This window comes from Roseivirga pacifica, assembly GCF_900111145.1.
Lineage (GTDB): Bacteria > Bacteroidota > Bacteroidia > Cytophagales > Cyclobacteriaceae > Roseivirga > Roseivirga pacifica.
Genome location: NZ_FOIR01000004.1, coordinates 266253 through 286730 on the forward strand (window position 1 = coordinate 266253; position 20478 = coordinate 286730).

The 20478-nt window shown below is 41.3% G+C and carries 21 protein-coding genes and 1 tRNA gene; 7 read left to right on the forward strand and 15 right to left on the reverse strand.

Annotation, left to right across the window (positions count from 1 at the left end; translation table 11 throughout):
* Nucleotides 1-81: 81 nt before the first annotated feature.
* Entirely contained in the window at nt 82-2451 is a 2370-nt protein-coding gene (locus BMW98_RS18280; protein ID WP_090260596.1) for a TonB-dependent receptor, read from the reverse strand.
* A gap of 219 nt (nt 2452-2670) precedes the next feature.
* Between BMW98_RS18280 and BMW98_RS18285 the strand changes: the two genes are divergently transcribed.
* A complete protein-coding gene (locus BMW98_RS18285; protein ID WP_222843681.1) occupies nt 2671-3711 on the forward strand; it encodes a sensor histidine kinase in 1041 nt (346 codons plus the stop codon).
* Complete coding sequence (locus tag BMW98_RS18290) at nt 3711-4415, forward strand: LytR/AlgR family response regulator transcription factor (RefSeq protein WP_170836530.1); 705 nt, start codon at nt 3711-3713, stop codon at nt 4413-4415. The genes BMW98_RS18285 and BMW98_RS18290 overlap by 1 nt, the downstream gene beginning before the upstream one ends.
* A 3-nt stretch (nt 4416-4418) precedes the next feature.
* Here the strand turns inward: BMW98_RS18290 and BMW98_RS18295 are convergent, their stop codons facing one another.
* From BMW98_RS18295 to BMW98_RS18315, 5 genes are all read right to left on the reverse strand, one after another.
* Nucleotides 4419-4832: a nuclear transport factor 2 family protein gene (locus BMW98_RS18295; RefSeq protein ID WP_090260782.1), complete on the reverse strand. Its 414-nt coding sequence runs from the start codon at nt 4830-4832 to the stop codon at nt 4419-4421.
* A 53-nt stretch (nt 4833-4885) separates the two neighbouring features.
* Nucleotides 4886-5332 (reverse strand): hypothetical protein, encoded by a 447-nt coding sequence (locus BMW98_RS18300; RefSeq protein WP_090260600.1) that lies wholly within the window; start codon nt 5330-5332, stop codon nt 4886-4888.
* A gap of 62 nt (nt 5333-5394) precedes the next feature.
* Nucleotides 5395-5943: a carboxymuconolactone decarboxylase family protein gene (locus BMW98_RS18305; RefSeq protein WP_090260602.1), complete on the reverse strand. Its 549-nt coding sequence runs from the start codon at nt 5941-5943 to the stop codon at nt 5395-5397.
* 95 nt (nt 5944-6038) lie between these two features.
* Complete coding sequence (locus BMW98_RS18310; RefSeq protein WP_090260604.1) at nt 6039-6599, reverse strand: TetR/AcrR family transcriptional regulator; 561 nt, start codon at nt 6597-6599, stop codon at nt 6039-6041.
* A gap of 113 nt (nt 6600-6712) precedes the next feature.
* Nucleotides 6713-6784 (reverse strand) — tRNA-Glu (locus BMW98_RS18315).
* Nucleotides 6785-7031: 247 nt separating this feature from the next.
* Between BMW98_RS18315 and gap the strand changes: the two genes are divergently transcribed.
* Nucleotides 7032-8027: a type I glyceraldehyde-3-phosphate dehydrogenase gene (gene gap, locus BMW98_RS18320; protein WP_090260607.1), complete on the forward strand. Its 996-nt coding sequence runs from the start codon at nt 7032-7034 to the stop codon at nt 8025-8027.
* 229 nt (nt 8028-8256) lie between these two features.
* On the opposite strand, the gene BMW98_RS18325 is transcribed toward gap, so the two are convergent.
* The 6 genes from BMW98_RS18325 to BMW98_RS18350 all read right to left on the reverse strand — a co-directional run bounded on the left by BMW98_RS18325 (nt 8257) and on the right by BMW98_RS18350 (nt 14201).
* On the reverse strand, nt 8257-10842 hold the full coding sequence (locus BMW98_RS18325) for a M1 family metallopeptidase (RefSeq protein WP_090260609.1): 2586 nt from the start codon (nt 10840-10842) through the stop codon (nt 8257-8259).
* Nucleotides 10843-11415: a hypothetical protein gene (locus BMW98_RS18330; protein WP_090260611.1), complete on the reverse strand. Its 573-nt coding sequence runs from the start codon at nt 11413-11415 to the stop codon at nt 10843-10845. It lies immediately after the preceding gene.
* A 3-nt stretch (nt 11416-11418) separates the two neighbouring features.
* Nucleotides 11419-12165 (reverse strand): SDR family NAD(P)-dependent oxidoreductase, encoded by a 747-nt coding sequence (locus BMW98_RS18335; RefSeq protein WP_090260614.1) that lies wholly within the window; start codon nt 12163-12165, stop codon nt 11419-11421.
* A gap of 72 nt (nt 12166-12237) precedes the next feature.
* Entirely contained in the window at nt 12238-12981 is a 744-nt protein-coding gene (gene porT / locus BMW98_RS18340; protein WP_090260616.1) for a type IX secretion/gliding motility protein PorT/SprT, read from the reverse strand.
* Nucleotides 12930-13652: a bifunctional demethylmenaquinone methyltransferase/2-methoxy-6-polyprenyl-1,4-benzoquinol methylase UbiE gene (ubiE, locus tag BMW98_RS18345; RefSeq protein WP_090260618.1), complete on the reverse strand. Its 723-nt coding sequence runs from the start codon at nt 13650-13652 to the stop codon at nt 12930-12932. Before ubiE ends, porT begins: the two co-directional genes overlap by 52 nt.
* 120 nt (nt 13653-13772) lie before the next feature.
* A complete protein-coding gene (locus BMW98_RS18350; RefSeq protein WP_090260620.1) occupies nt 13773-14201 on the reverse strand; it encodes an FKBP-type peptidyl-prolyl cis-trans isomerase in 429 nt (142 codons plus the stop codon).
* 124 nt (nt 14202-14325) lie between these two features.
* On the opposite strand from BMW98_RS18350, the gene yihA reads away from it, so the two are divergent.
* The 3 genes from yihA to BMW98_RS18365 all read left to right on the forward strand — a co-directional run bounded on the left by yihA (nt 14326) and on the right by BMW98_RS18365 (nt 15740).
* Nucleotides 14326-14916, forward strand: a complete 591-nt coding sequence (gene yihA / locus BMW98_RS18355) for a ribosome biogenesis GTP-binding protein YihA/YsxC (RefSeq protein WP_090260622.1) — start codon at nt 14326-14328, stop codon at nt 14914-14916.
* Nucleotides 14917-14978: 62 nt separating this feature from the next.
* Nucleotides 14979-15404: a DUF5606 family protein gene (locus tag BMW98_RS18360; protein ID WP_090260784.1), complete on the forward strand. Its 426-nt coding sequence runs from the start codon at nt 14979-14981 to the stop codon at nt 15402-15404.
* A gap of 15 nt (nt 15405-15419) precedes the next feature.
* Nucleotides 15420-15740 (forward strand): hypothetical protein, encoded by a 321-nt coding sequence (locus tag BMW98_RS18365; RefSeq protein WP_090260624.1) that lies wholly within the window; start codon nt 15420-15422, stop codon nt 15738-15740.
* A 674-nt stretch (nt 15741-16414) separates the two neighbouring features.
* Here BMW98_RS18365 and fbp read toward each other — a convergent pair.
* Nucleotides 16415-17413 (reverse strand): class 1 fructose-bisphosphatase, encoded by a 999-nt coding sequence (gene fbp, locus BMW98_RS18370; RefSeq protein WP_090260625.1) that lies wholly within the window; start codon nt 17411-17413, stop codon nt 16415-16417.
* Between the two features lie 73 nt (nt 17414-17486).
* On the opposite strand from fbp, the gene BMW98_RS18375 reads away from it, so the two are divergent.
* Nucleotides 17487-18749, forward strand: coding sequence for an aspartate kinase (locus BMW98_RS18375; RefSeq protein ID WP_090260627.1), 1263 nt, complete (start codon nt 17487-17489; stop codon nt 18747-18749).
* A gap of 42 nt (nt 18750-18791) precedes the next feature.
* On the opposite strand, the gene BMW98_RS18380 is transcribed toward BMW98_RS18375, so the two are convergent.
* The gene (locus BMW98_RS18380; RefSeq protein ID WP_090260629.1) at nt 18792-19274 is read right to left on the reverse strand and encodes a low molecular weight protein-tyrosine-phosphatase; all 483 of its coding nucleotides are present in this window, start codon (nt 19272-19274) and stop codon (nt 18792-18794) included.
* A gap of 155 nt (nt 19275-19429) precedes the next feature.
* Nucleotides 19430-20473, reverse strand: coding sequence for a DUF6588 family protein (locus BMW98_RS18385; protein WP_139177680.1), 1044 nt, complete (start codon nt 20471-20473; stop codon nt 19430-19432).
* Nucleotides 20474-20478 lie beyond the last annotated feature (5 nt).

The window sequence follows — 20478 nt, forward strand, 5'->3', positions numbered from 1 at the left end:
AACGAATCAGTCTAATGCTAAGGGAAACTCAACTAAAATAACCTTAGTCTCTCAAATCAACAAAGTATACCTAACCGGCAACTATCTTCTTCCACCAGAGTAAGTCATTGCTTCGCCTTTACCAAAGCTGAAACTAAAACCCAGTGTAATAAATCGACCTCTAAAACCTTCGTTGTACAAAGAGTACTCTGGCTGATCGATAATGCTCTCTTGGATTCTCGAAGCAAAGGCATCTCTAACACTCATGTTCAAAACACCTCTTCCTCTAATAATTTTCTTTCTCAAGCCAAAATCCATAAAGAACTGGTCTGAAATTGTACTCTGCACCGTTTGGTAGCTAGAACGGTAATTGGTAGTTGCCTCAAAGTCTACTCCTGCCGGCAACTTAAACTTTGTAACTAACCTGCCCGACCATTGATCGTTACTGAAATCGAATGACGTACCATCGAACTCACCGTTTCGCACAAAGTAGTTATAGTTCATATCAACCGTTGCGGTAAACCAGTCCAATGCATCGTATTTGGCGTTAAGCTCCAAGCCTGTTGAATTGTTGGTACCAATATTCTCCGGACGGGTAATATTCACATTGTCTTCGTAAAACGAAATGCGCTCAACCACTCCAGTTGTATTTCTTTGATAAAGTGTAAAGTTTAACGACAAATCACCCGCATTGTAAATAGTAGCCACCTCGTAAGAATCTGAGTATTCAGGCTGCAAATCAGGATTACCTGTTCTTATGTTATAGTTATTCTGAATGTTTGAGAATGGGTTCAAGTCCCAAAGTCTTGGACGGAAAATTCTACGAGAATAGCCACCCTGAATGGAAAGATTCTCTCTTAACTCGTAAGAAGTGTGAATTGAAGGGAATAGATCGGTATAGTTCTGATTATTCTCCTCACCAGTGTTTTGCAAGTAGGTTTTAAGGTCGGTATCCTCAACCCTCAACCCTAACTTTAAACCCCATTTTTCCTTTTCATAAGCCCCAGTGGCATACACTCCCAACACCTTTTGATTGTAATCGAAAACATTGGTCTGAGAAGCATCAACCATCCAAGTGCCATTCTCCAAGTTTTCTACCATGTAGTCATTACCCACATCATTAATAAAGTATTGGCTACCGGTTTCTAGGGTAAATACATCAGAAAAAGGCTTGGTATAATCTAACTTAAATGTGTACTGCGTTTCTCCGAAGTCAGTAGCAGTTCGCTGCTCCAAATCTTCATCGGCACCAGCGGTAGTTTGGTTGGTAAAGTAAGACGACTGGTCCTTTGCAAAGGAACTCCCCAAAGCCGAGAACAATAGGTCATGATCTTCATGATCATCGAAATCTCTTTTGTACTGCAAATCGAACTGATACTTTGGGTTAGTTGCCTCTGTATCTTCCGTTCTATCCCAGCTAGAGATCACCGTTTCGCCATAAAGTGACGAGAAGTTGGTTACCGAAGGCTGATCCTCATCTTCTAGCGAGTAATTACCAGAAAGGGTAATCACGTTATTATCATTTATATGATAATCGGCACCCAAAATAACGTTGTAAAAGGTTTCGTATTTATCACCGTTACCTACCGAATAGATGGTGGTATCTGTAACCTTGTTTCTATTGATCGAAGTATTTTCGTTGGGCATATTTCTGTAGCCTACCCCAAGCTGCGAGAACAGGTTAAACTTTTCAGTTCTGTGATTCAAGCTTAACCCAACACTGTGATTATCCGGAATACCGGTATTCAATGAAATAGAACCGTTAGTACCCTTGCGCTCATCCTTTTTAAGCACAATATTAATTATACCAGCAGTACCTTCTGCCTCGTATTTGGCCGATGGATTTGTGATTACTTCGATGCTCTCGATCATGTCTGCAGTAAGCGTACCCAGCGCGTTACCACCATCGCTCGCCATTACAGAAGGCTTACCGTTGATGAGTATTTGCACTCCGGCACTTCCACGCAAGCTAATCTGCCCTTCGATATTTACATTTACCGATGGCACATTAGAGAGCACATCAAGCGCACTCCCACCAGCTGTACTCAAATCTTGGCCAACATTAAAAACCCTTTTGTCGAGCCTGAATTCTGTAGAAGATTTTTCTCCAACAACCACTACATCTTCCAGTTCTTGGCTATCAGCACCCAATACTACGATACCCAAGTCAATTTCATTTCCCTCCACAGTGAAGTCCTCAATCAACTTAGTTTCAAAACCAATAAAGCTAATCTTAATTGCGAAATCGCTGGCAGTTGTTTCTATATTAAAACTACCATCATCGGCAGTTAGTGTACCCGCCAATGGCACATCCGAACCTATTCCCACAACAGCAATGGTAACAAAGCTTAGCGGCAGATCGGTCTCCTCTTCAATCACTTTTCCCTTAATAGTCACCGTGCTCCCTTGACCAAACGCCTGAAGCGCTGAAAACACAAGTGTGACCAAAAGCATGAGTGTTCTTTTTTGCATATCTATAGATTTTTTGAATTACTACATCAAAGAAAAACACTCCTTAAAAGCCGTTCTAAAATAATCCTTGAACTACCAAACTAATACCATGAACTGCATGTAAAGCCGAAATGAACACATATTGCGGGTCGCGGGGTTTAGAATGTCGTTTATCGTGTTAACTTGGAAGATGGGGTGAAAAATTTAAGCCCTTTGAAAGAATTAGCATAAACTAGTAGCGTGATAAACCTGGAACAGAAACCGTCCTTTTCCAAATGGGAAATCCCATTTCAACTTGGCATTACTTCCATTGTTTTCATCTTTTACACCTACCGCGGCAATCCTGGCGAAGAACATGTCAGCGTTTCGTTAAGCGAATCGCACTTTGTGTTTTTTCTGAATTATGTGGCAGGAGCTTTTGTAATGAGCTACTACCTTTTTCCGAAATTCCTTTACAAAAAGAAGTACTGGCAATTTTTCCTTTCGGTAGTTACACTCATTGCAGTGGTTATATTTTTGGAAGAAGCAGTGATTGAAAAAATCTATTTTCCTGAATATAGAGGGCGCTACTTTCAAGGTGTTTTCCGAAGCCTAATTGATGTACTGCCGGTTATGATTATTCTCTGCGGCTTTAAGCTGGCCTGGGACATTATAACGAAGGAACGACAGGTTGACGAACTGAAAGCATCAATAAAAGAGAGTGAGTTGCGTTTTCTCAAATCGCAGATCAATCCGCACTTTCTATTCAATAATCTGAACAACCTGTATTCGCATGCATTGGAGAACTCTCCAAAAACTCCGCAAATCATTCTTGAGATGTCTTCCATATTGCGATACATGCTTTATGAGTGCCGAAACGAATATGTATCTCTGAAAAATGAAGTATTGCAACTGGCACATTTTGTTGCCTTGTACGAGATGCAAATTGAGGGAAGAGGCACGGTAAAGTTTAGCAAAACAAATGTTGAAAGTGCTGAGCTACCAATTGCTCCACTAATTCTAATGGTTTTTGTGGAAAACGCCTTTAAGCATAGCGCCATAAATCAAATGGACAATATCAGTATTGATATTAGCATAGCACTAGAAGGAAATCAGCTTTATTTTGAGTGCACAAATTCTTATCAAAAGGAAGAGGAAGAAAATACAGATGCAAAAGGTATTGGGCTTGAGAATGTGAAACAGCGCTTAGCCTATATTTACCCTAATGCGCACGACTTATTGCTCGAACAGACCGAGCAATATTTTAGAGTGGTTTTGAAAATGGAATTAGGAGAAAAGTGATGACTTGCATAATAATAGAAGACCAAGCTCCCGCACAGCGGATTATCAAAAAGTACATTGAAGATATTGGCACGCTAGAGTTGCTCGGTACATTTTCTGACACCATCAAGGCACTCGCATTTCTTAGCAACAACAAGGTAGACCTCATCTTCCTAGACATTCACTTGCCCAAAATGACGGGCATGGAATTTCTGAGGATCAAACCGACAGATTCTTACGTGATTTTAACCACCGCCTACTCCGATTATGCGCTAGAGAGTTATGAGTACAATGTGGTAGATTACCTACTAAAGCCCTTTCCTTTTCAGCGTTTCGTCCAAGCTGTAAGTAAAGTACAGGGGCTTTTGAGCCCAAAAACAGCACCCGAAACAATAACTCCGAAGGAAGTAAACAAAGAGATCTTTATTAAGTCGGGCCACGACCATATTAAACTCAAAATCACCGATATAGAATTTATTAAGGCCAGTGCCGATTATTCTGAGATTGTAACAAGCAGTAAAAAGCACCTATCGGTTGAACCACTTAAATATTGGCTAGAACACCTACCAACAGGTAGCTTTGTGCAAGTACACAAATCGTACATCATCAATATTGCAAGGATTCAGCGGGTTTCGGGCAATCGCGTTTTTACCGAAAAAGGTGTAGAAATACCGATTGGCAGAGTGTATAAAGAAGGTTTTACAGCGCAGTTCTTAAAAACTTAACCGTTAAACAAGCCTTTTTTCGGCAGCCTTTATCGGAAGGTCATTAATGCTGGCAAATCGCTTAGTCATTAAACCGTTTTCATCAAACTCCCAGTTTTCATTGCCATAGGCCCTGAACCACTCTCCAGTTTCATCCTGGTATTCATACTCAAACCTCACTGCAATGCGGTTATCGGTATGCGCCCAATACTCCTTCTTGAGTTTATAGTTCTTTTCCTTTTTCCATTTATCTGCTAAAAAAGTACGAATCTCTTCTCGGCCTTTCACAAATACAGATCTGTTTCTCCATTCGCTATCTACCGAGTAAGCCAACGAAACTTTGTCCGGATCTTGGCTATTCCAGGCATTTTCTGCGAGTTGAATTTTTTCTTTGGCTGTTTCCAAAGTATAAGGAGGTAGTGGATATTTCTTTTCCATAATAAATACATTAAAAGTTAGAGGCGGGCCAAAAGACCCACCCCGAACAATCATCAACCAACACTAACAGCTTTTTTACCTTTTACCGTTTGGCTGCCGTAATCTAAAATCACGGTAAGCGGAATGGCATATGCCCAGTGTCTCACCATAGTGATTATCGGAATCATTGGACTGAGTGCCAAGCCGGCTACCCCCGCCCCTAAAAGCGGAAACATAAAGAACCATACCAAGGCAACTGTTTCCGCACTAGCAAAAATTGCCGCTTTTGCCCACTTGGGTCCCCAAAGTGATGGCGCAATGCCTGCATAAAGAATGGAAAGTAGCACACCGTTGCCGTAGTGACCAGCTACGCCATAGGCTAAGCCCAAACCGGTTTTCTGCCCTAAAAGAGCAGGAATATCCCACCATTGACCGGTAAAAAAGAATCCTACAATATCGAATGCCAGCGTACCTAGTACACCTGCAATAATGGCTTTTTGCCAGTTAATTTTGTTTTTCATGACCTTATGATTGTTGTTTTGAAATGCATTCAGGCCTTACGACCCGAATGCTAATTTTTTTCTTATGCCTCCACAGATTCTAAAGCTGGTGCTGCAGGGAAATCCACAGGAATTTGAGTAAGATTATGTAGGTAATTCATTACCACCTTGTCGGCCACAGCCACTACCAAATCGACTAAATGACCTTTAGTGTAACCTGCACTATAAAAGTTCTCCACTAACTCCGCATCAACTTTGCCCCTGTTTAGGTTTACCTCGCTAGCAAGTTTTACCAGCGCATCGAATTTTTCGTTAAATGAAGCCTTACCCGATCTTAGCTCAAGGATTTGCTCATCTGTAAAACCGTTCATTTTGCTTATGGCAGTGTGCGCACTTTGGCAATAGCTACATTCGTTGCCTTGGCTCACCACTAGGTTTATCACTTCTTTTTCCTTGTTAGAAAATGATGTTTTTCCCTGCTGAAGTTGCAAGTAGTTACCTAGTGCATTTTCTGAATGCGCCATAGTCGCATAGAGGTTAGGAACAAATCCCAATGCATTTTTCAAATTGTCGAAGATGGCTTTGTTCTGCTCACTTACTTCTTCTCTGGTTGGTACGTTAAATGTTTCCATGATTATTTGTTTTAAAGTTTTTAAAATACAGACAAGTCTGTTCGTTTTATTTGAAATACAAACAGACAAGTCTGTTCTTTTAGTTCAAAAAAAGATTAATTTTCTTGAATAATTTTTTCAAACATACCCTTAGCCACTTCAATCGGCCATTTTTCATTGAAAACCCTGGCTTCCATAAGTGCTGATTCGTAGATCAAATAGAGTTGATTTGCTATTACTTCCGGTTCTCTTGCGTTCAAATTATCGACAACCAAGCGATAGGTGAATGCTTTCATCTCTCTTTTTTGCTTCAAGATTTCCGCCATCATCAGTTTATCCTCTTGTGAAATCTCGGCAATTGTATTCAAACTCCAGCAACCTCTGAAAGTCCCTGAATCGAAGAACTCGGAAACATGTTCTATGATGGCCATTACACGCTCTGGCCCTTGTGGTTTAGCATTAATTTTGGCACCCAGCTTCTTGTGCGCCTCAGCGTCCATATGCTTAAGGTATTCCACACCAATCTCTTCTTTAGAGCGAAAGTGTTGATACATACTCGCCTTAGCGACACCGGACTTCTCCAGTATCTCATTAATACCGGTTCGGTTGTATCCTTTATTATAAAACAGGTCAGAAGCTGTTTCAATCAATCTTTCTTTTACTGGCCGTCCCTTCATATCGATAAATTTAGTAAAAAACAGACAGACTTGTCTATAAGTTCAGCCAATACGAAAACGTAATTGACAATTGGGCACAAAAAAAGCCCGACATAATGTCGAGCTTGATTCTGTAGTCCCTAGGGGAATCGAACCCCTGTTTCCAGGATGAAAACCTGGCGTCCTAACCCCTAGACGAAGGGACCATTAGGATTTCTTTTCTCAAACGACACAACAGTGTTTCAATGCCCTATCGTTTTCGAGGTGCAAATATAATTGGGGGTTTAATATTTGCAAAAACTTTTTTCCAAAAATATTTCAAACGTTTCCGTTAGAACTGTTCCCCAAGTGCCTTGGTTTATACCAGTGTACTTACCTTTATTATTATTTGAAAACGTGTAGGGCTTTGTTAGCTTTACAGCCCTAAAACTTTATTTAAAACCCGTTACGGATATGTCTAAAATCAGAGTAGCCATTAATGGATTTGGAAGAATCGGAAGATTGACTTTCAAGACCTTATTGAACAAAGAAAATGTTGAAGTAGTAGCGATCAACGACTTGACCGATACTGCTACCCTAGCCCACCTATTGAAGTACGATTCTGTCCATGGTAGATTTGACGGAACTGTGTCAGCATCTGATGCAGGAATCGTTGTAAATGGTACTGAAATTAAAGTAACTGCAGAAAAAGAGCCTAAGAACCTTCCTTGGGGAGATCTTAAAGTTGATGTAGTACTTGAGTCGACTGGTAGATTCGTTGACAAAGAAAGCGCTGGTGGTCACTTAGAGGCCGGTGCTAAAAAAGTAGTAATTTCTGCTCCTGCTAAAGGTGGTGTAAAAACTATTGTTCTTGGAGTAAATGACGAAGAACTTACTGGCGAAGAAACTATCGTTTCTAACGCATCTTGTACTACTAACTGCCTTGCTCCAATGGCAAAAGTATTGGACGACAACTTTGGCATTGTAAAAGGTTTCATGACAACAGTTCACGCTTACACTGCTGACCAAAGAATTCAGGATGCTCCTCACAAAGACTTAAGAAGAGCTAGAGCAGGTGCTGTTTCTATTATCCCTACTTCTACTGGTGCTGCTAAAGCTGTAGGTTTGGTACTTCCTCACCTTGCTGGCAAATTAGACGGTATGGCTATGAGAGTTCCTACTCCTGACGGTTCGTTAACTGACCTTACAGTAGTTTTGGAAAAAGAAGTAACTGCTGAAGAGGTTAACGCTGCAATGAAAGCTGCTGCTGAAGGCCCAATGAAAGGTATTTTAGAGTACACTGAGGATCCAATCGTTTCTGTAGACATTATTGGAAACCCTCACTCTAACATCTTCGATTCTGACTTAACTTCTGCTCAAGGTAACTTGGTAAAAGTTGTTGGTTGGTACGACAACGAAGCTGGTTACTCTAACAGAGCTGCCGACCTAATCGTTAAGATTGGTGGTTAATCCAAAGATAAATAGATGCTAAGCATCTCAACAATACAAAAGCCAGTCAATCGACTGGCTTTTTTTGTACACAATTGCTTAATCGCAACTTAATTTGTTTTAGGCGGAACTTACCTTGGCACTTGCTAGTTTTATAATCGAAATGACAAACCCGAGTCGCTATAACATGGGGCAATTATAATGCAAGACAACGCCTAGTCATTAAAATAAGGTGAATGAAAAAACCGCTCTAACGAGGGGTTATTTTTTTGTCCCTACTCAAAATCGCATTGGCTCTTTTTCCAAAATCAGCCGACTGCTGAATCTTCATCTTTAGTTGCTTATTGTAATTCGGGTTTTCTTTTAGAAAGTCCTCCACTGTGGCAATAGCCTCATCGGAACTATGCCCACCCAAGTTGGCATCGAGCCACCTCTTTGGGAAGAAAATATCGCCAGTAACCTGAATCCCCTGCAACAACTCCAAACTCGGCTTGATGTACTTTACCGATTCTGTTTTGCGCAGCGGGTGATGTAAATAGTTTAATGCCGAAAGCACCCAAGATTCGGTTTCTCTATTTTGCTCATCTTTTAATGACTCGAAAAACGCATCGCGAACAGCCGCTGTATCTGAAAGAGCCGGCATAATAAAAGCAAAACGCCTTTTCGCATCAGGGTTCTGAATACCATGATATTGCTTGTTTGTAATAAGCGCAGCCTTATCAGGCATTTTAACAGCAAGATTGGATGCCAATCCTATTTTATCATTTTCAGATAGTTTTAAACCTTCGATCTGCGCATGAGACGTTCCCACCCAAATATCAAACAAGTGCTGCTTGTTCAATTCTGTAATGGTTACACCACTAAAAGCATTAAAAAACATCTTTTTAATAGCTGCATCATCCGCCTTTAGCATTAGTCCGTACAATTGCTTCTCTAGCGATGGTGCCAAAGCAGTGCGCTGCGCCTCATCCAATAGATTCCAATAAATAGAAGTTATCTGGCCAATCGCTCGGTTTAAATTCAATTGGTTTTGTTCCCTTTCAATAATCCACTGTAGCACTTCCAAATACTGCCCGGGACTGTACTGATTCCCCTGACCATGATTAGCTGGCTCAATCAAGTTTTCATATGCATTTAACAGAAGTGAGCCTTTTTCAAGGTCGGAAAGCGACTCCCATCGTTTTTCAATCATATTATAGGCTGGTGGAAAAAGTCCATAGCCAATACCATTAGAATTGTGTAGCACATCAAAATCCGTCCAACTATTACTTAAAGCAACGGTGTATGGATCTCCCCCAGAAACTACCTGTAATTCCTTCCTATCCTTTCGGCCATTGTTATACAGTTTCATTCGGAAAGACTGCGGCCATACCTTATCTCCATTTCTGTCGGTTTGGCTTAGTGTTCCGGTTCCGTCAGCTACTGCAAAGTTAAAATCAGGTCGGCCAGGAGAATTCACCCATACCTCACTCCATGTTTTCAAATCTGCCTCCGATTTTTTATCTAGAATCTCAATTAGGTTCGGCCAAGTGGCATTGCTCATTCCATAAGTTTTCAGATACTCCTGCAAACCAGCTCTAAACACCTCTTCACCAATCAAAAACTCCAATTGTTTCATCATAATTGGCGCCTTGTTGTAAATAATCGCACCATACATTTGGCCCGCCTCATTCAGGTTAGGTAGCTCCTGACGAATTGGGTTCGCCCCCTCAGTACGGTCAACACTGTAGGCTGATGAGTAATGCTTAAGAAAATTCAGGTCGTGGTTAATTTCAGGAAAACTAGGATTGACCATTTTGGCTGCCATAAAATTGGCAAACACTTCCTTGGTCCACACATCATTAAACCAGTCCATAGTAACCAAATTACCAAACCACATATGGGCAGTTTCATGCGCAATCAAACTCGCTCTTGAGAGCAACCTATTTTGCGATGGGTCCTCATCTAAAAACAAACTATTAGCCTGATACTGAATGGCTCCTACATGTTCCATTCCTCCATACTGAAAGCTAGGAATAAGGGCGAAATCGAACTTTTTAAATGGATATTTTATACCCGTGTAACCTTCCAACCACTGAATAGATGCAGCGTGCAACTTGAAAACATCATCCTTGTTCCTAGCCACTTTATTCTCATCAGTCTCTCGGTGTAGCATGGTCATGGTTCTTCCTCCAATGGTTTCAGTAATGGACTTGAATTTTCCTGCTACAAAAGAGAAAAGATATGTGCTGATTAGGTCAGATTTTTGATACTCAAGCTGCTTGCGACCATCCTTTATTTGGACTGTACCAACAGGAGCATTTGCAACAGCATTCCAACTATTTGGCAAATCAAGCTTCAGTTCGAAGGTAGCCTTTAAGTTTGGCTGGTCGAAACACGGAAAAGCCGTTCTGGCCCTGTCTGGCACAAAGAGGGTGTACAAAAACTCTTCTTTTCTATTCAGTGAGCTTTCTCCTGCAAAAAAGTTTACCTCTACTTTGTTAAAACCTTCTTTAAGCCCCTCCTTGGGAAGGATTAAATGCTCTTGCTCAAACAGAATTGGCACTGACGATCCGTTCACTATCAAGCCCTTCAGCTTAGATGCATCTTCTTTAAAATCAAGTTGCAAGTCTTGATCTACCTCCTTCAGGTTAAATGTAAGCTCTTCCAAAGCCTGAATCTGCTGATCGTACGCCTCGGGCACACGAAATTCAAGCTTATAATTAACCATACTAATGTTGGCTTTTCTCCATTGGGCCAACTCAAGCGAAACACCTTTTTCAACCTTAATTGCCTCTTTATTATTGCAGCCCCAAATCAACATTGTGAGGCACAAAAGCATTAAAAATCTCTTCATTTAAATAAGGATAAAGTCTTTTCTAAGTTCAGGAGGAATTCCAAAATGCTCTCCCATAAAATCGTCCATTTCACCTTTGGTCTCTTCGGAAAGCAATTCGTTCATTTCCTCAATAGCCAACTCACCTATTAGAAATGGCGGCATAAAATCAGTTGCCATTTTATCACCTCTAAAGCAGGCGCCCATCTGAAATTCTTTCATTTCATCTTTTGCAGTGCCTTTAATAATGCAGTGCGTAAGCCATTGCTCCGGATCTTCTGGGTTTTCCTCAATGCGCTTTTGCAAGGCGCTCATGTCGGAGTTTTGCATCATATACTGAGAAAGGTTGGCCATGCTTTCTGCCGAAAGTGCGTCTTTCATTTTTTCGTAACACACACTGCAAATCGCGTATTCGAAAAGTACCTCTAACTTATCTAGGTTTGGGTAACGCTTAAAAACCTTTTCGATCATATAATGCCTATCACCCAGCATCAAATCATGATCACAATCGATGCATCGCTGAATTGGCGCATTGGTATCCGATGAAAGGAATGACTTTGGTATTGGAATACCTTCGTTTGTATTTTCTTCCATGCCTTAAGCCTTTCTATCTACCACAGTTGAACCCGCCTGAGCAGCCGGGAAAATCAATGTATCGGCTATGTTTACATGTGCTGGCCTAGTAACGATAAACTGAATGAGATCAGCAATATCATTTGCCGTTAGTGGGTCGAAGCCTTGGTAAACAGCGCCAGCTCGGTCTTCATCGCCCTTAAATCGCACCAACGAAAACTCCGTTTCAACCAAACCTGGACATACCTGCGACACCTTCACACCTGTTCCATTTAGGTCTAAACGCATGCCGCTGTTTAATGCATCTACAGCATGCTTGCTTGCGCAATACACATTGCCATTCGGGTAAACTTCCTTACCAGCAACCGACCCAATATTTACAATATGGCCTGTTGCACGGGCTATCATTCCTGGCACCACAGCCTTTGTCATATAGAGCAAACCCTTCACGTTAATGTCAATCATGGCTTCCCAATCATCCACATTACCATCCTGAATCTTACCAAGTCCATGCGCATTTCCCGCATTGTTAATCAGTACATCTATGGCCTTCCACTCTTCTGGCAAGCTCGCAATGGCAGCATCTACTGCGGCCTTGTCGCGTACATCAAAAATCAATGGATAGGTTTCCACTTCAACCTTTGACGAAAGTTCTTTCAATCGCTCTTCTCTTCTGCCACAAATAATAAGCTTGTAGCCCACCGCTGCCAAATGTTCGGCCGTAGCCCAACCAATGCCCGATGTTGCCCCTGTAACTAATGCTATTTTCATTCACTCAAGTATTTGAAGTGAAAATAACAGAAAAAGCACTCAACCAATAATGTAGAAATGACTAACGGAAACTTAGTCTGAAAAATGCAAGTAGATACTGAAATTATGGGTTACCAAACGTTGAATTCCGTTATGGTAAAAGTTGTTCGCGCCCGTCATTACATTCACCAGCCCACGGGAATAACGAATCTCTGGAGCGAACTTAAAAAACTCGAAATAACGCTCCATTCCAATCCCTACCTCGAATTTGGCATTGAACTTACCTATCTCTAATCGGTCTTGAGAGGTTTCCAAGTCATCTTTACCAGAACGCATAGAAGCACTTACACCTGCAATAAGATACATGCGCGAATTATCCCTTCGGATAGAACGGTATTTTAAAAACAGTCCTGGTTCAATTCGGGTACTTTCTATAATCTGCTGATCGATCGTTCCATCGGTGAAATTGTAGTCTACTGTATGCTGGTAAAGCCCAATTTTCACCGGCACAAACCTGAAAGAAAACTGATCATTCAGCCTAAAGTTGACCATAAACCCAAGGTTGAACCCTAGGTTTTTCCGTGGAGTGATTGAAGTTACATTGTCGTAATCTGCACCAGAAAAGGCATCAGAATACTGCAAACCATAATAGTTTTGATGTGCCCCTAAAAAGAAACCATACTTAAACTTCTTCTGGTCGCTTTCAATACGATGTAGCGTAACTCCCGGCTTTCTGCGTTGCTGGGTAAATGCCTGAAAAGAAACTAAAAAGAGAAGTAAGGCAATTATTTTTGCCCGATGTAGATAGAACTTATACCGAAAGTGAGTGGTTTGCATTGAGTCTCTTTATATCCTACTTCGCCAAGAATGTCCAAAAACTTTTGTCCATCAGGAAAAGCTCCAACCGATTCTGGCAAGTAAGTGTAGGCCGCCTGATCTTTCGAAACAATCCGTCCAATAATCGGCAGAATCGATTTAAAATAAAAATTGTAAAGTTGCTTCATAGGGAAACGCTTAGGCTTCGAAAACTCGATGATCACCGTTTTCCCTCCAGGCTTCAACACTCTGTGCATATCGGCCAGTCCTTTTTTAAGGTTTTCGAAATTCCTTACGCCAAAAGCAACGATTACGGCATCGAAGGTATTGTCTTCAAAAAGCAACTTTTCGCTATCGCCCAACTGCATATCAATGATATTGTCGTAGCCCTTCTTCTTCATTTTCTGCTTGCCAACCTCTAGCATACCGGCAGAAATATCAACTCCTACAACTCTATCGGGGTTAAGCGCCAATGCTTCGATGGCAAAATCGCCAGTACCTGTGGCAATGTCTAGAATTTGCTTTGGCTTATCGGCTTTCAACAATCTTATGGCTTTCTTTCGCCACAAAATATCTATACCAAGGCTTAAGAAGTGATTTAGGAAATCGTACTTATGGCTAATGTTGTTAAACATTTCGGCCACTTGTTCTTTTTTACTTCCCTGCTGCTCTTTGTAAGGTACTACCGCCATCTTCTTCAATTTTCGGGTGCAATAATACGAAGGAAACCTTCAGTATGTGGTATTGTTTGGTGGAAATAACAAAGCCTCACAGGGTGAGGCTCCGTATTTATCTATATTTTTTTGAATGCCTTAGGCAATCTCTACTAGTTCAATATCGAAAACAAGATCTTTACCAGCCAATTGGTGGTTAGCGTCAATCACTACAATATCTTCTTTCACATCTTTAACAGTTACTGGCACTTGCTGTCCATTTGGCTGGCTCATAGCTAATTGCTGACCAACTTCTGGCTTAAGGTCTTCTGGTAAATTTGCTTTTGGCACATCGAAAATAAGGTCTTCACGAGCTTCTCCGTAGGCATCAGCTGCAGGAATTTCGGCAGTTACTTTATCTCCAATAGCCATTCCGTCTACTGCTGCATCAAATCCTTTAATCATCATTCCAGCGCCAAGCTCAAAACCTAGTGGTTCTCTACCTTCAGAAGAATCGAAAACTGTTCCATCTGTAAGTTTACCAGTGTAGTGAACTTTTACCTGATCGCCTTTCTTTGCTTTTGACATAATTATTGTTTTTTGTTTCCCCCCAATATCGAGGGAGTGCAAAGGTAACAATAAGAAAAGGAATACCCAGAAATGAGCCGATTCATCGGGCTTTTAAATTGCTCGAATTCAATACCTTTGTGCCATGTTTGAAAGCGCAGCCTTTATTATTAGCAATACCGACTACAAAAAATGTCCGAAACCGGATTTACCTGAGTTTGCCTTTATTGGCCGATCGAATGTTGGCAAATCCTCCCTCATTAACATGCTTACCGATAAAAAGAACTTGGCGAAAACATCGGGCAAGCCGGGCAAAACTCAACTTATTAATCATTTTAAAATTGATGAAAGTTGGTACTTGGTAGACTTACCAGGCTATGGTTACGCTAAAACCAGCAAGAAGAATCGCGAGGCATGGGAAATGATGATCTCCGAGTACCTGATCAATCGCGAAAACCTGCAGTTGGTTTTTGTGCTAATTGACAGCCGACTGCCCCCGCAGCAAATAGACTTGGAGTTTATTGACTGGCTGGGAGAGAACATGATTCCTTTCGCGCTAATTTTCACCAAAGCCGATAAACAATCTATTAATAAGGGCCAGCAAAACGTTGCCAAGTTTAGAAAAACCATGAAGGCGAACTGGGAAGAATTGCCGCCAATATTCCTTACCTCTTCGGAAAGTAAGTTTGGTAAAGAAAAAGTATCCGAGTACATCCAAGAGATTCTTGAAAGTTAAATTTTCTGTTGGTTAAAGCCGTGGCTTCCGTTTACTTTGAAGCCTCAATAATTGAAACGTTTATGAAGTTTGAAGAATTGGCCTCAGTGGCAGGAAAAGGTGGGTTGTTTAAGGTACTTAAACCTTCAAAGGCCGGTGTTATTTTAGAATCGCTTGACGAGAAAAAGCAGAAATTGGTAGTTGGAGCAGATGCTCGTGTATCGATTCTTAGCGAAATCTCTATCTACTCTCATACTGAAGATGGTTCTACACCATTACTTGATGTGCTTCAGTCGATTCACAGTGAGTTTGAAGGCGATACAGGACTAGACAAAAACTCTTCTGGAGACGAGTTAAAATCTTTCCTTAAGCACATTTTACCAGAATACGATGAGGACAGAGTTTACGTTTCTGACATTAAGAAACTAGTGACTTGGTACAACCTTATTGCGGTAAAATGCCCTGAGGTTTTGGCTGAAGGAGCTACTGAAGAAAAAGAAGAAGCATAAAAACAAGTAGGGAAAATGACCTACGACAATAAAGACATAACATCCGGCCTGGCCCTTTTTGAAAAGGATTTTGGGCTGGATGTTTCTTATTTAGACTTGGCCAATCAGCCAGACTTTAGCTACGACCAAGCTTACCTTAAAATAATGCGTGTAGTTGAAGACTTGATGGAGCGCGACTTTAATGCACTGATTAATGTGCTTTACCGCATAGATGTTTCGGAGCAGAAACTAAAAGCAGCGCTGGCCATTACCAACGACAACCCTGCGGCCATCATTACTAAAATGATTTTGGAGCGCGAGCTACAAAAAGTAGGCACTCGAAAGAAGTATTCTTAGGATAGAGCACTCGACACACGTTACCACCTCTTCAAAACACAACTTACAAATCGGTGAGGTTTGCAACATGGTCATTAAAAAGGACTACATTTCTACTCCCTCGCCTGCGGCACTCCCTCTTCAAAGAGGGAGACATTCACTGCAACTGGCAAGCAACACCAGTCATAGCCAAATAGTGTTAAGAGAAAAAGCATCGGATTAACGCGCGTGGGGATCCAACATCAGCGTGACCATCGGCTGAAAAATAAACGATAAAAGTAGAAGGCTGCCCCGATGGTTTTGATGTTGGGCGCTTTTTCTTTTGTTACTTTTCTTTTGGAGCATCAAAAGAAAAGTAAATGGAATGATATTGCACCATTGGCATAGCTCATCCCCATAAAATACATGTTTACAAATCGGTGAGGACACCGATTTTGGCGGCAAGTTTTGTGACTATAGTCATTAGAAAGAACTACATTTCTACTCCCTCGCCTGTGGCACTCCCTCTTCAAAGAGGGAGACATTCACTGCAATTGGCAAGCAACACCAGTCATATGCAAATACCTACTCAAATTGTGCCCCTGCAACTGAGATCCTTCGCTGCGTTCAGGGTGACTTTCTAATAAAGCCTTAAAAAAGTCAAGGCCTCACTTTGAGTGAGGCCTTGATTGATACCAATGCATTTAATTTGAAGACTAGGCTTCTTCAGTTGCTTCTTTCACCATTTTGGTACTGCCCACATAAAAAGGCACACGCTGGTGCAAGTCTGTTGGCTGAATATCCAAAATACGCTGCTTACCATCAGTTGCTTTACCTCCGGCCTGTTCGGCAATCATGGCCAATGCATTACATTCGTACATTAATCTCAGTTTTCCATTTGGCGCTTTTTCGGTAGAAGGATAAATATAAATCCCACCCTTTAATAAGTTTCTGTGAAAATCTGCCACCAAAGAACCGATGTACCGTGCCGAAAAGCCTCGCTTTTTACAGGCCTCCACATAGTCCCTTACATGCGGTTCGAACGAATAATAAGAACCTTCATTAATTGAGTACACTTTCCCATCCTTAGGCATTTTCATGTTTTGGTGAGACAAAATGTATTCGCCAAGTGATGGTTCATAAGTAAAGCCATTTACTCCTTTACCCGTTGTGTACACAAACATGGTTGAAGAGCCGTAAAGAATGTAACCAGCAGCCACTTGAGCACTACCCGGTTGCAACACATCCTCTGTCTGAATCGGGCTTCCCTGCGGGGAAATTCTTCGGTAAACAGAAAAAATCGTCCCAATTGACACATTCACATCTATATTGGACGAACCGTCAAGCGGATCTATCGCCACAATATATTTAGAACGTGGATTGTTCAGGTCGATAATTTCTTCGTCCTCTTCAGAAATAATAGCGGCTACCTCTCCCCCTTTTTTAAGCGCTCTGGTAAACCTAATGTTAGCAGCAACATCTAAATTTTGTTGCTCCTCGCCTTGTACATTTTCGTTACCATAAGCTCCGGTGATATCGGCTAGCCCTGCCCGATTAATTTCGCGGTTCACTACCTTGCCCGCGTAAGCTAAGTCTCTGATTAACTGAGACAATTCTCCAGAGGCATACGGAAATGCCTCTTGGTTTTTCATGATGAATCTATCGAGATTAGAGCCAACTGGAAGGGCAATTCTCGATTTTTCCGCTTTTCCCATAGGTGATTTATAATTTGTAAGTCGGAAATCGTTAATAACTTGCAGCGAAATTAGTAAAATTTATACACGTCCATTGAAAGTATTTAAGTTTGGCGGAGCCTCAGTAAAAGATGCCCCTTCCGTGCGCAACATGGCGCAAATCATAAAAGCCAATTTAAACCAACCACTTGTGGTAATTGTATCGGCCATGGGTAAGACAACCAACGCCTTCGAGCGATTGCTTGACGCCACCATGCAGGAGGAAGATCCTACCGAAGCCCTTGCCGCTATCACTAGCTTTCACGAGCAAATTATTTACGATTTGGGCTTAAGCAGCAATGAAGCATTGCAGGCCGACATCGAGAATATTTACGAAGAACTTGAAAATGCACTGAATAAATTCAGTAGCACAATGGGCTACGACTACGTTTATGATCAGTCAGTTTCTTGTGGTGAATTACTTTCTACCAAAATAATTGCCGCTTATTTAGCTAAAGAAGGAATTGCCAACACTTGGTTAGATGCAAGGAAGGTGCTCAAAACCGACAACACTCACCGCCAAGCTAAGGTAGATTGGGGTGCGAGCCAAGCAATGATTCGCTCTCAGGTAAACCCAATGCTCGAAAGCGGTATTGTTATTTCTCAGGGCTTTATAGGCAGCAACGCAAAATTCAACACCACTACCTTAGGCCGTGAAGGTAGCGACTTTACCGGTGCTATTTTTGCCACTAGCCTTAATGCTACTTCCCTCACTATTTGGAAAGATGTACCTGGAGTACTCAATGCTGACCCAAAGAAGTTTGAAAAAACCACCTTGTATAAGCAGTTACCATACAAAGAGGCCGCTGAAATGACCTACTATGGTGCTTCGGTAATTCACCCAAAAACGATAAAGCCGCTGGCGCAAAAAGGCATTCCACTTTACGTTAAGTCTTTTGAAACCCCAGAAGCTGAGGGAACAATAATAGAGGAGTGCCAAGTACCAAATCTTGCTCCAGCCATTATACACAAAGACAAACAAACGGTTATCTCATTCAAAATCAGCGACTTTTCATTTATTAATGAGCATCACATACACATGATTTTCGATCATGTAAAGCGCCTGAACCTGAGCATCAACCTGATGCAAAACTCGGCCATTACTTTTACCATTTGTATGGACGATGACCCCAAAAGAAGGGAGCAACTACGCACTGCCTTAATGGAAGAGTTTTCTATCTATTATAACGAAGGGCTAGAGATGATTACGGTCAAAAATTATAATCAGGCAACCATTGACGAACTGATGATAGACAAACAAATCATTATTGAGCAGCGTTCCCGAAATAACTTCCAGATGGTTTACAAAAAACTATGAAGGACGAGGTGAAGAAGTAAAAAAGTCCAGCCATTGGACTCATTAAGCAAGCTGATGTTCCTTCACTAAATGATCGAGTAGGTTGTTTACTGATTCATCAAGTATATCGAACACATTCTGAAAACCCTGCTCGCCACCGTAATACGGGTCAGGCACATCGGTACCAGACTGCGTGCCATCATACGCCCTCATCATTTCAACGGTAGCCTTTGCTTCTCCCGGATGGAATTCCATGATGTTCATTTTATTAGAAGCATCCATGGGGAAAATGTAATCGAAACGCTTAAAGTCGTCTTTCTTGAACTGACGCCCACGGTGAGTGTATTTTACGCCATTCTTTTCGGCATTCGCCATGGAACGTTCGTCTGGAGTTTCGCCTATGTGGTAAGATGCCGTTCCACAAGAGTCAATTAAAAAGTATTCTGAAAGCCCTCTTTCTTCTACACGCTGTCTAAAAATCCCCTCTGCTAATGGAGAACGGCAGATATTTCCGAGGCAAACGAACAATACTTTTACTTTACTCATAAGTTAACGGTGATCGGTCTAAAAATTGGACTTCAAACCTATACAATTAGTGAAAGGAAATAAAGCAGAATGGAAGTTCTTCTCGAAAAATTGGCAATAAAAAAAGGCTGCTTACCCAAACTGGAAAGCAGCCTTTAACTTATCTGTTAATATTCTTATCTGAAAGTAAATCCAATACCTACTGTGTAAGTGTCATATTCTTGGAAAGCATACTCACCAGTAATTGTTAAAATAGCTAGTTTAATTCTAAGACCAGCATTTGCTCTAAAGCCACTGCCCTCATAATCAAAATCAATCGGATCAGTTAAAGTACCTGTCTCAGTATCAAAGTTACCTAGCATCTTAAAGTTTACATTGTTGCTAGCATAACCCAATCCCACATAAGGAGTAAAGATCGAAAGCTTTTTAGAAACAACAGCCTGAGCCATAAATGAGTTGGCCTCCATTGTCACCCTTTGGTCCAAATCTTTATCGATGTAAACATTAGTCTCTAAGCTAGTAAAGCCTAAGAATACAGAAAGATCAATTGGTAAAAGCTTCTCACCAGGCAACCATTGCTTAATGTCGTGCATTAAACCAAGGCCAAATAGTTTTACAGAATTTCCGTCATCGTCAACCTCCACATTTGGGATGTAACGCACCTTTAAATCTGTATTTTTGAATAAGCCAATTCCTAATTGCGCCATTGGTACAGGCACAGCATTAAAAGGCATAAAATCCTCTTCATCTAAACCAAGGCCTGTTGGGGCAGAAAGTCTAACCAACTCCTCCATTGTATCTCCATCATTATCAGCATCGTTAAAGTCACGCACTGAAAGTTGAGGAAGGTCATCTGCACCTAAATTAGGCCCAAACATTGTTGGCACATCAACCGATGATGCATCTCTATAATAAATGTTTGTATAATCGCTGTTATTGAAAGTAAAGAACTCTGCACCTGTTGGAACTCTTGAGGCTATTAGCGAAACTGAAAGGTCAACACCAAGTAAGTTATGAGTTTCGGCAGTATTGTACCAACCGCCATTCATTCCAAAGCCCAAACCTTTAAACGCAGGCTCTGCATAATTCTTAAGGTAAGTGGTTACGTCTGCGGCTCCTGCCTCCAATATTGTACCTAAATCCAACTGGGCTTTCGCTTTTTGGCTAAACCCAAATAGAATGGAAGCACAGAAAAGTGATGTGTATATATATCTTTTCATCGTTG

What these genes read in the sequence shown, in the direction of transcription:
- yihA (WP_090260622.1), top strand. Translation starts at nt 14,326, where the DNA reads ATGTTTGAAAGCGCAGCCTTTATTATTAGCAATACCGACTACAAAAAA.
- BMW98_RS18325 (WP_090260609.1), bottom strand. Translation starts at nt 10,842, where the DNA reads ATGAAGAGATTTTTAATGCTTTTGTGCCTCACAATGTTGATTTGGGGC.
- BMW98_RS18290 (WP_170836530.1), top strand. Translation starts at nt 3,711, where the DNA reads ATGACTTGCATAATAATAGAAGACCAAGCTCCCGCACAGCGGATTATC.
- porT (WP_090260616.1), bottom strand. Translation starts at nt 12,981, where the DNA reads ATGCAAACCACTCACTTTCGGTATAAGTTCTATCTACATCGGGCAAAA.
- BMW98_RS18360 (WP_090260784.1), top strand. Translation starts at nt 14,979, where the DNA reads ATGAAGTTTGAAGAATTGGCCTCAGTGGCAGGAAAAGGTGGGTTGTTT.
- BMW98_RS18300 (WP_090260600.1), bottom strand. Translation starts at nt 5,332, where the DNA reads ATGAAAAACAAAATTAACTGGCAAAAAGCCATTATTGCAGGTGTACTA.
- fbp (WP_090260625.1), bottom strand. Translation starts at nt 17,413, where the DNA reads ATGGGAAAAGCGGAAAAATCGAGAATTGCCCTTCCAGTTGGCTCTAAT.
- BMW98_RS18330 (WP_090260611.1), bottom strand. Translation starts at nt 11,415, where the DNA reads ATGGAAGAAAATACAAACGAAGGTATTCCAATACCAAAGTCATTCCTT.
- BMW98_RS18350 (WP_090260620.1), bottom strand. Translation starts at nt 14,201, where the DNA reads ATGTCAAAAGCAAAGAAAGGCGATCAGGTAAAAGTTCACTACACTGGT.
- BMW98_RS18310 (WP_090260604.1), bottom strand. Translation starts at nt 6,599, where the DNA reads ATGAAGGGACGGCCAGTAAAAGAAAGATTGATTGAAACAGCTTCTGAC.
- BMW98_RS18280 (WP_090260596.1), bottom strand. Translation starts at nt 2,451, where the DNA reads ATGCAAAAAAGAACACTCATGCTTTTGGTCACACTTGTGTTTTCAGCG.
- BMW98_RS18295 (WP_090260782.1), bottom strand. Translation starts at nt 4,832, where the DNA reads ATGGAAAAGAAATATCCACTACCTCCTTATACTTTGGAAACAGCCAAA.
- BMW98_RS18380 (WP_090260629.1), bottom strand. Translation starts at nt 19,274, where the DNA reads ATGAGTAAAGTAAAAGTATTGTTCGTTTGCCTCGGAAATATCTGCCGT.
- BMW98_RS18305 (WP_090260602.1), bottom strand. Translation starts at nt 5,943, where the DNA reads ATGGAAACATTTAACGTACCAACCAGAGAAGAAGTAAGTGAGCAGAAC.
- BMW98_RS18385 (WP_139177680.1), bottom strand. Translation starts at nt 20,473, where the DNA reads ATGAAAAGATATATATACACATCACTTTTCTGTGCTTCCATTCTATTT.
- BMW98_RS18365 (WP_090260624.1), top strand. Translation starts at nt 15,420, where the DNA reads ATGACCTACGACAATAAAGACATAACATCCGGCCTGGCCCTTTTTGAA.
- gap (WP_090260607.1), top strand. Translation starts at nt 7,032, where the DNA reads ATGTCTAAAATCAGAGTAGCCATTAATGGATTTGGAAGAATCGGAAGA.
- ubiE (WP_090260618.1), bottom strand. Translation starts at nt 13,652, where the DNA reads ATGGCGGTAGTACCTTACAAAGAGCAGCAGGGAAGTAAAAAAGAACAA.
- BMW98_RS18335 (WP_090260614.1), bottom strand. Translation starts at nt 12,165, where the DNA reads ATGAAAATAGCATTAGTTACAGGGGCAACATCGGGCATTGGTTGGGCT.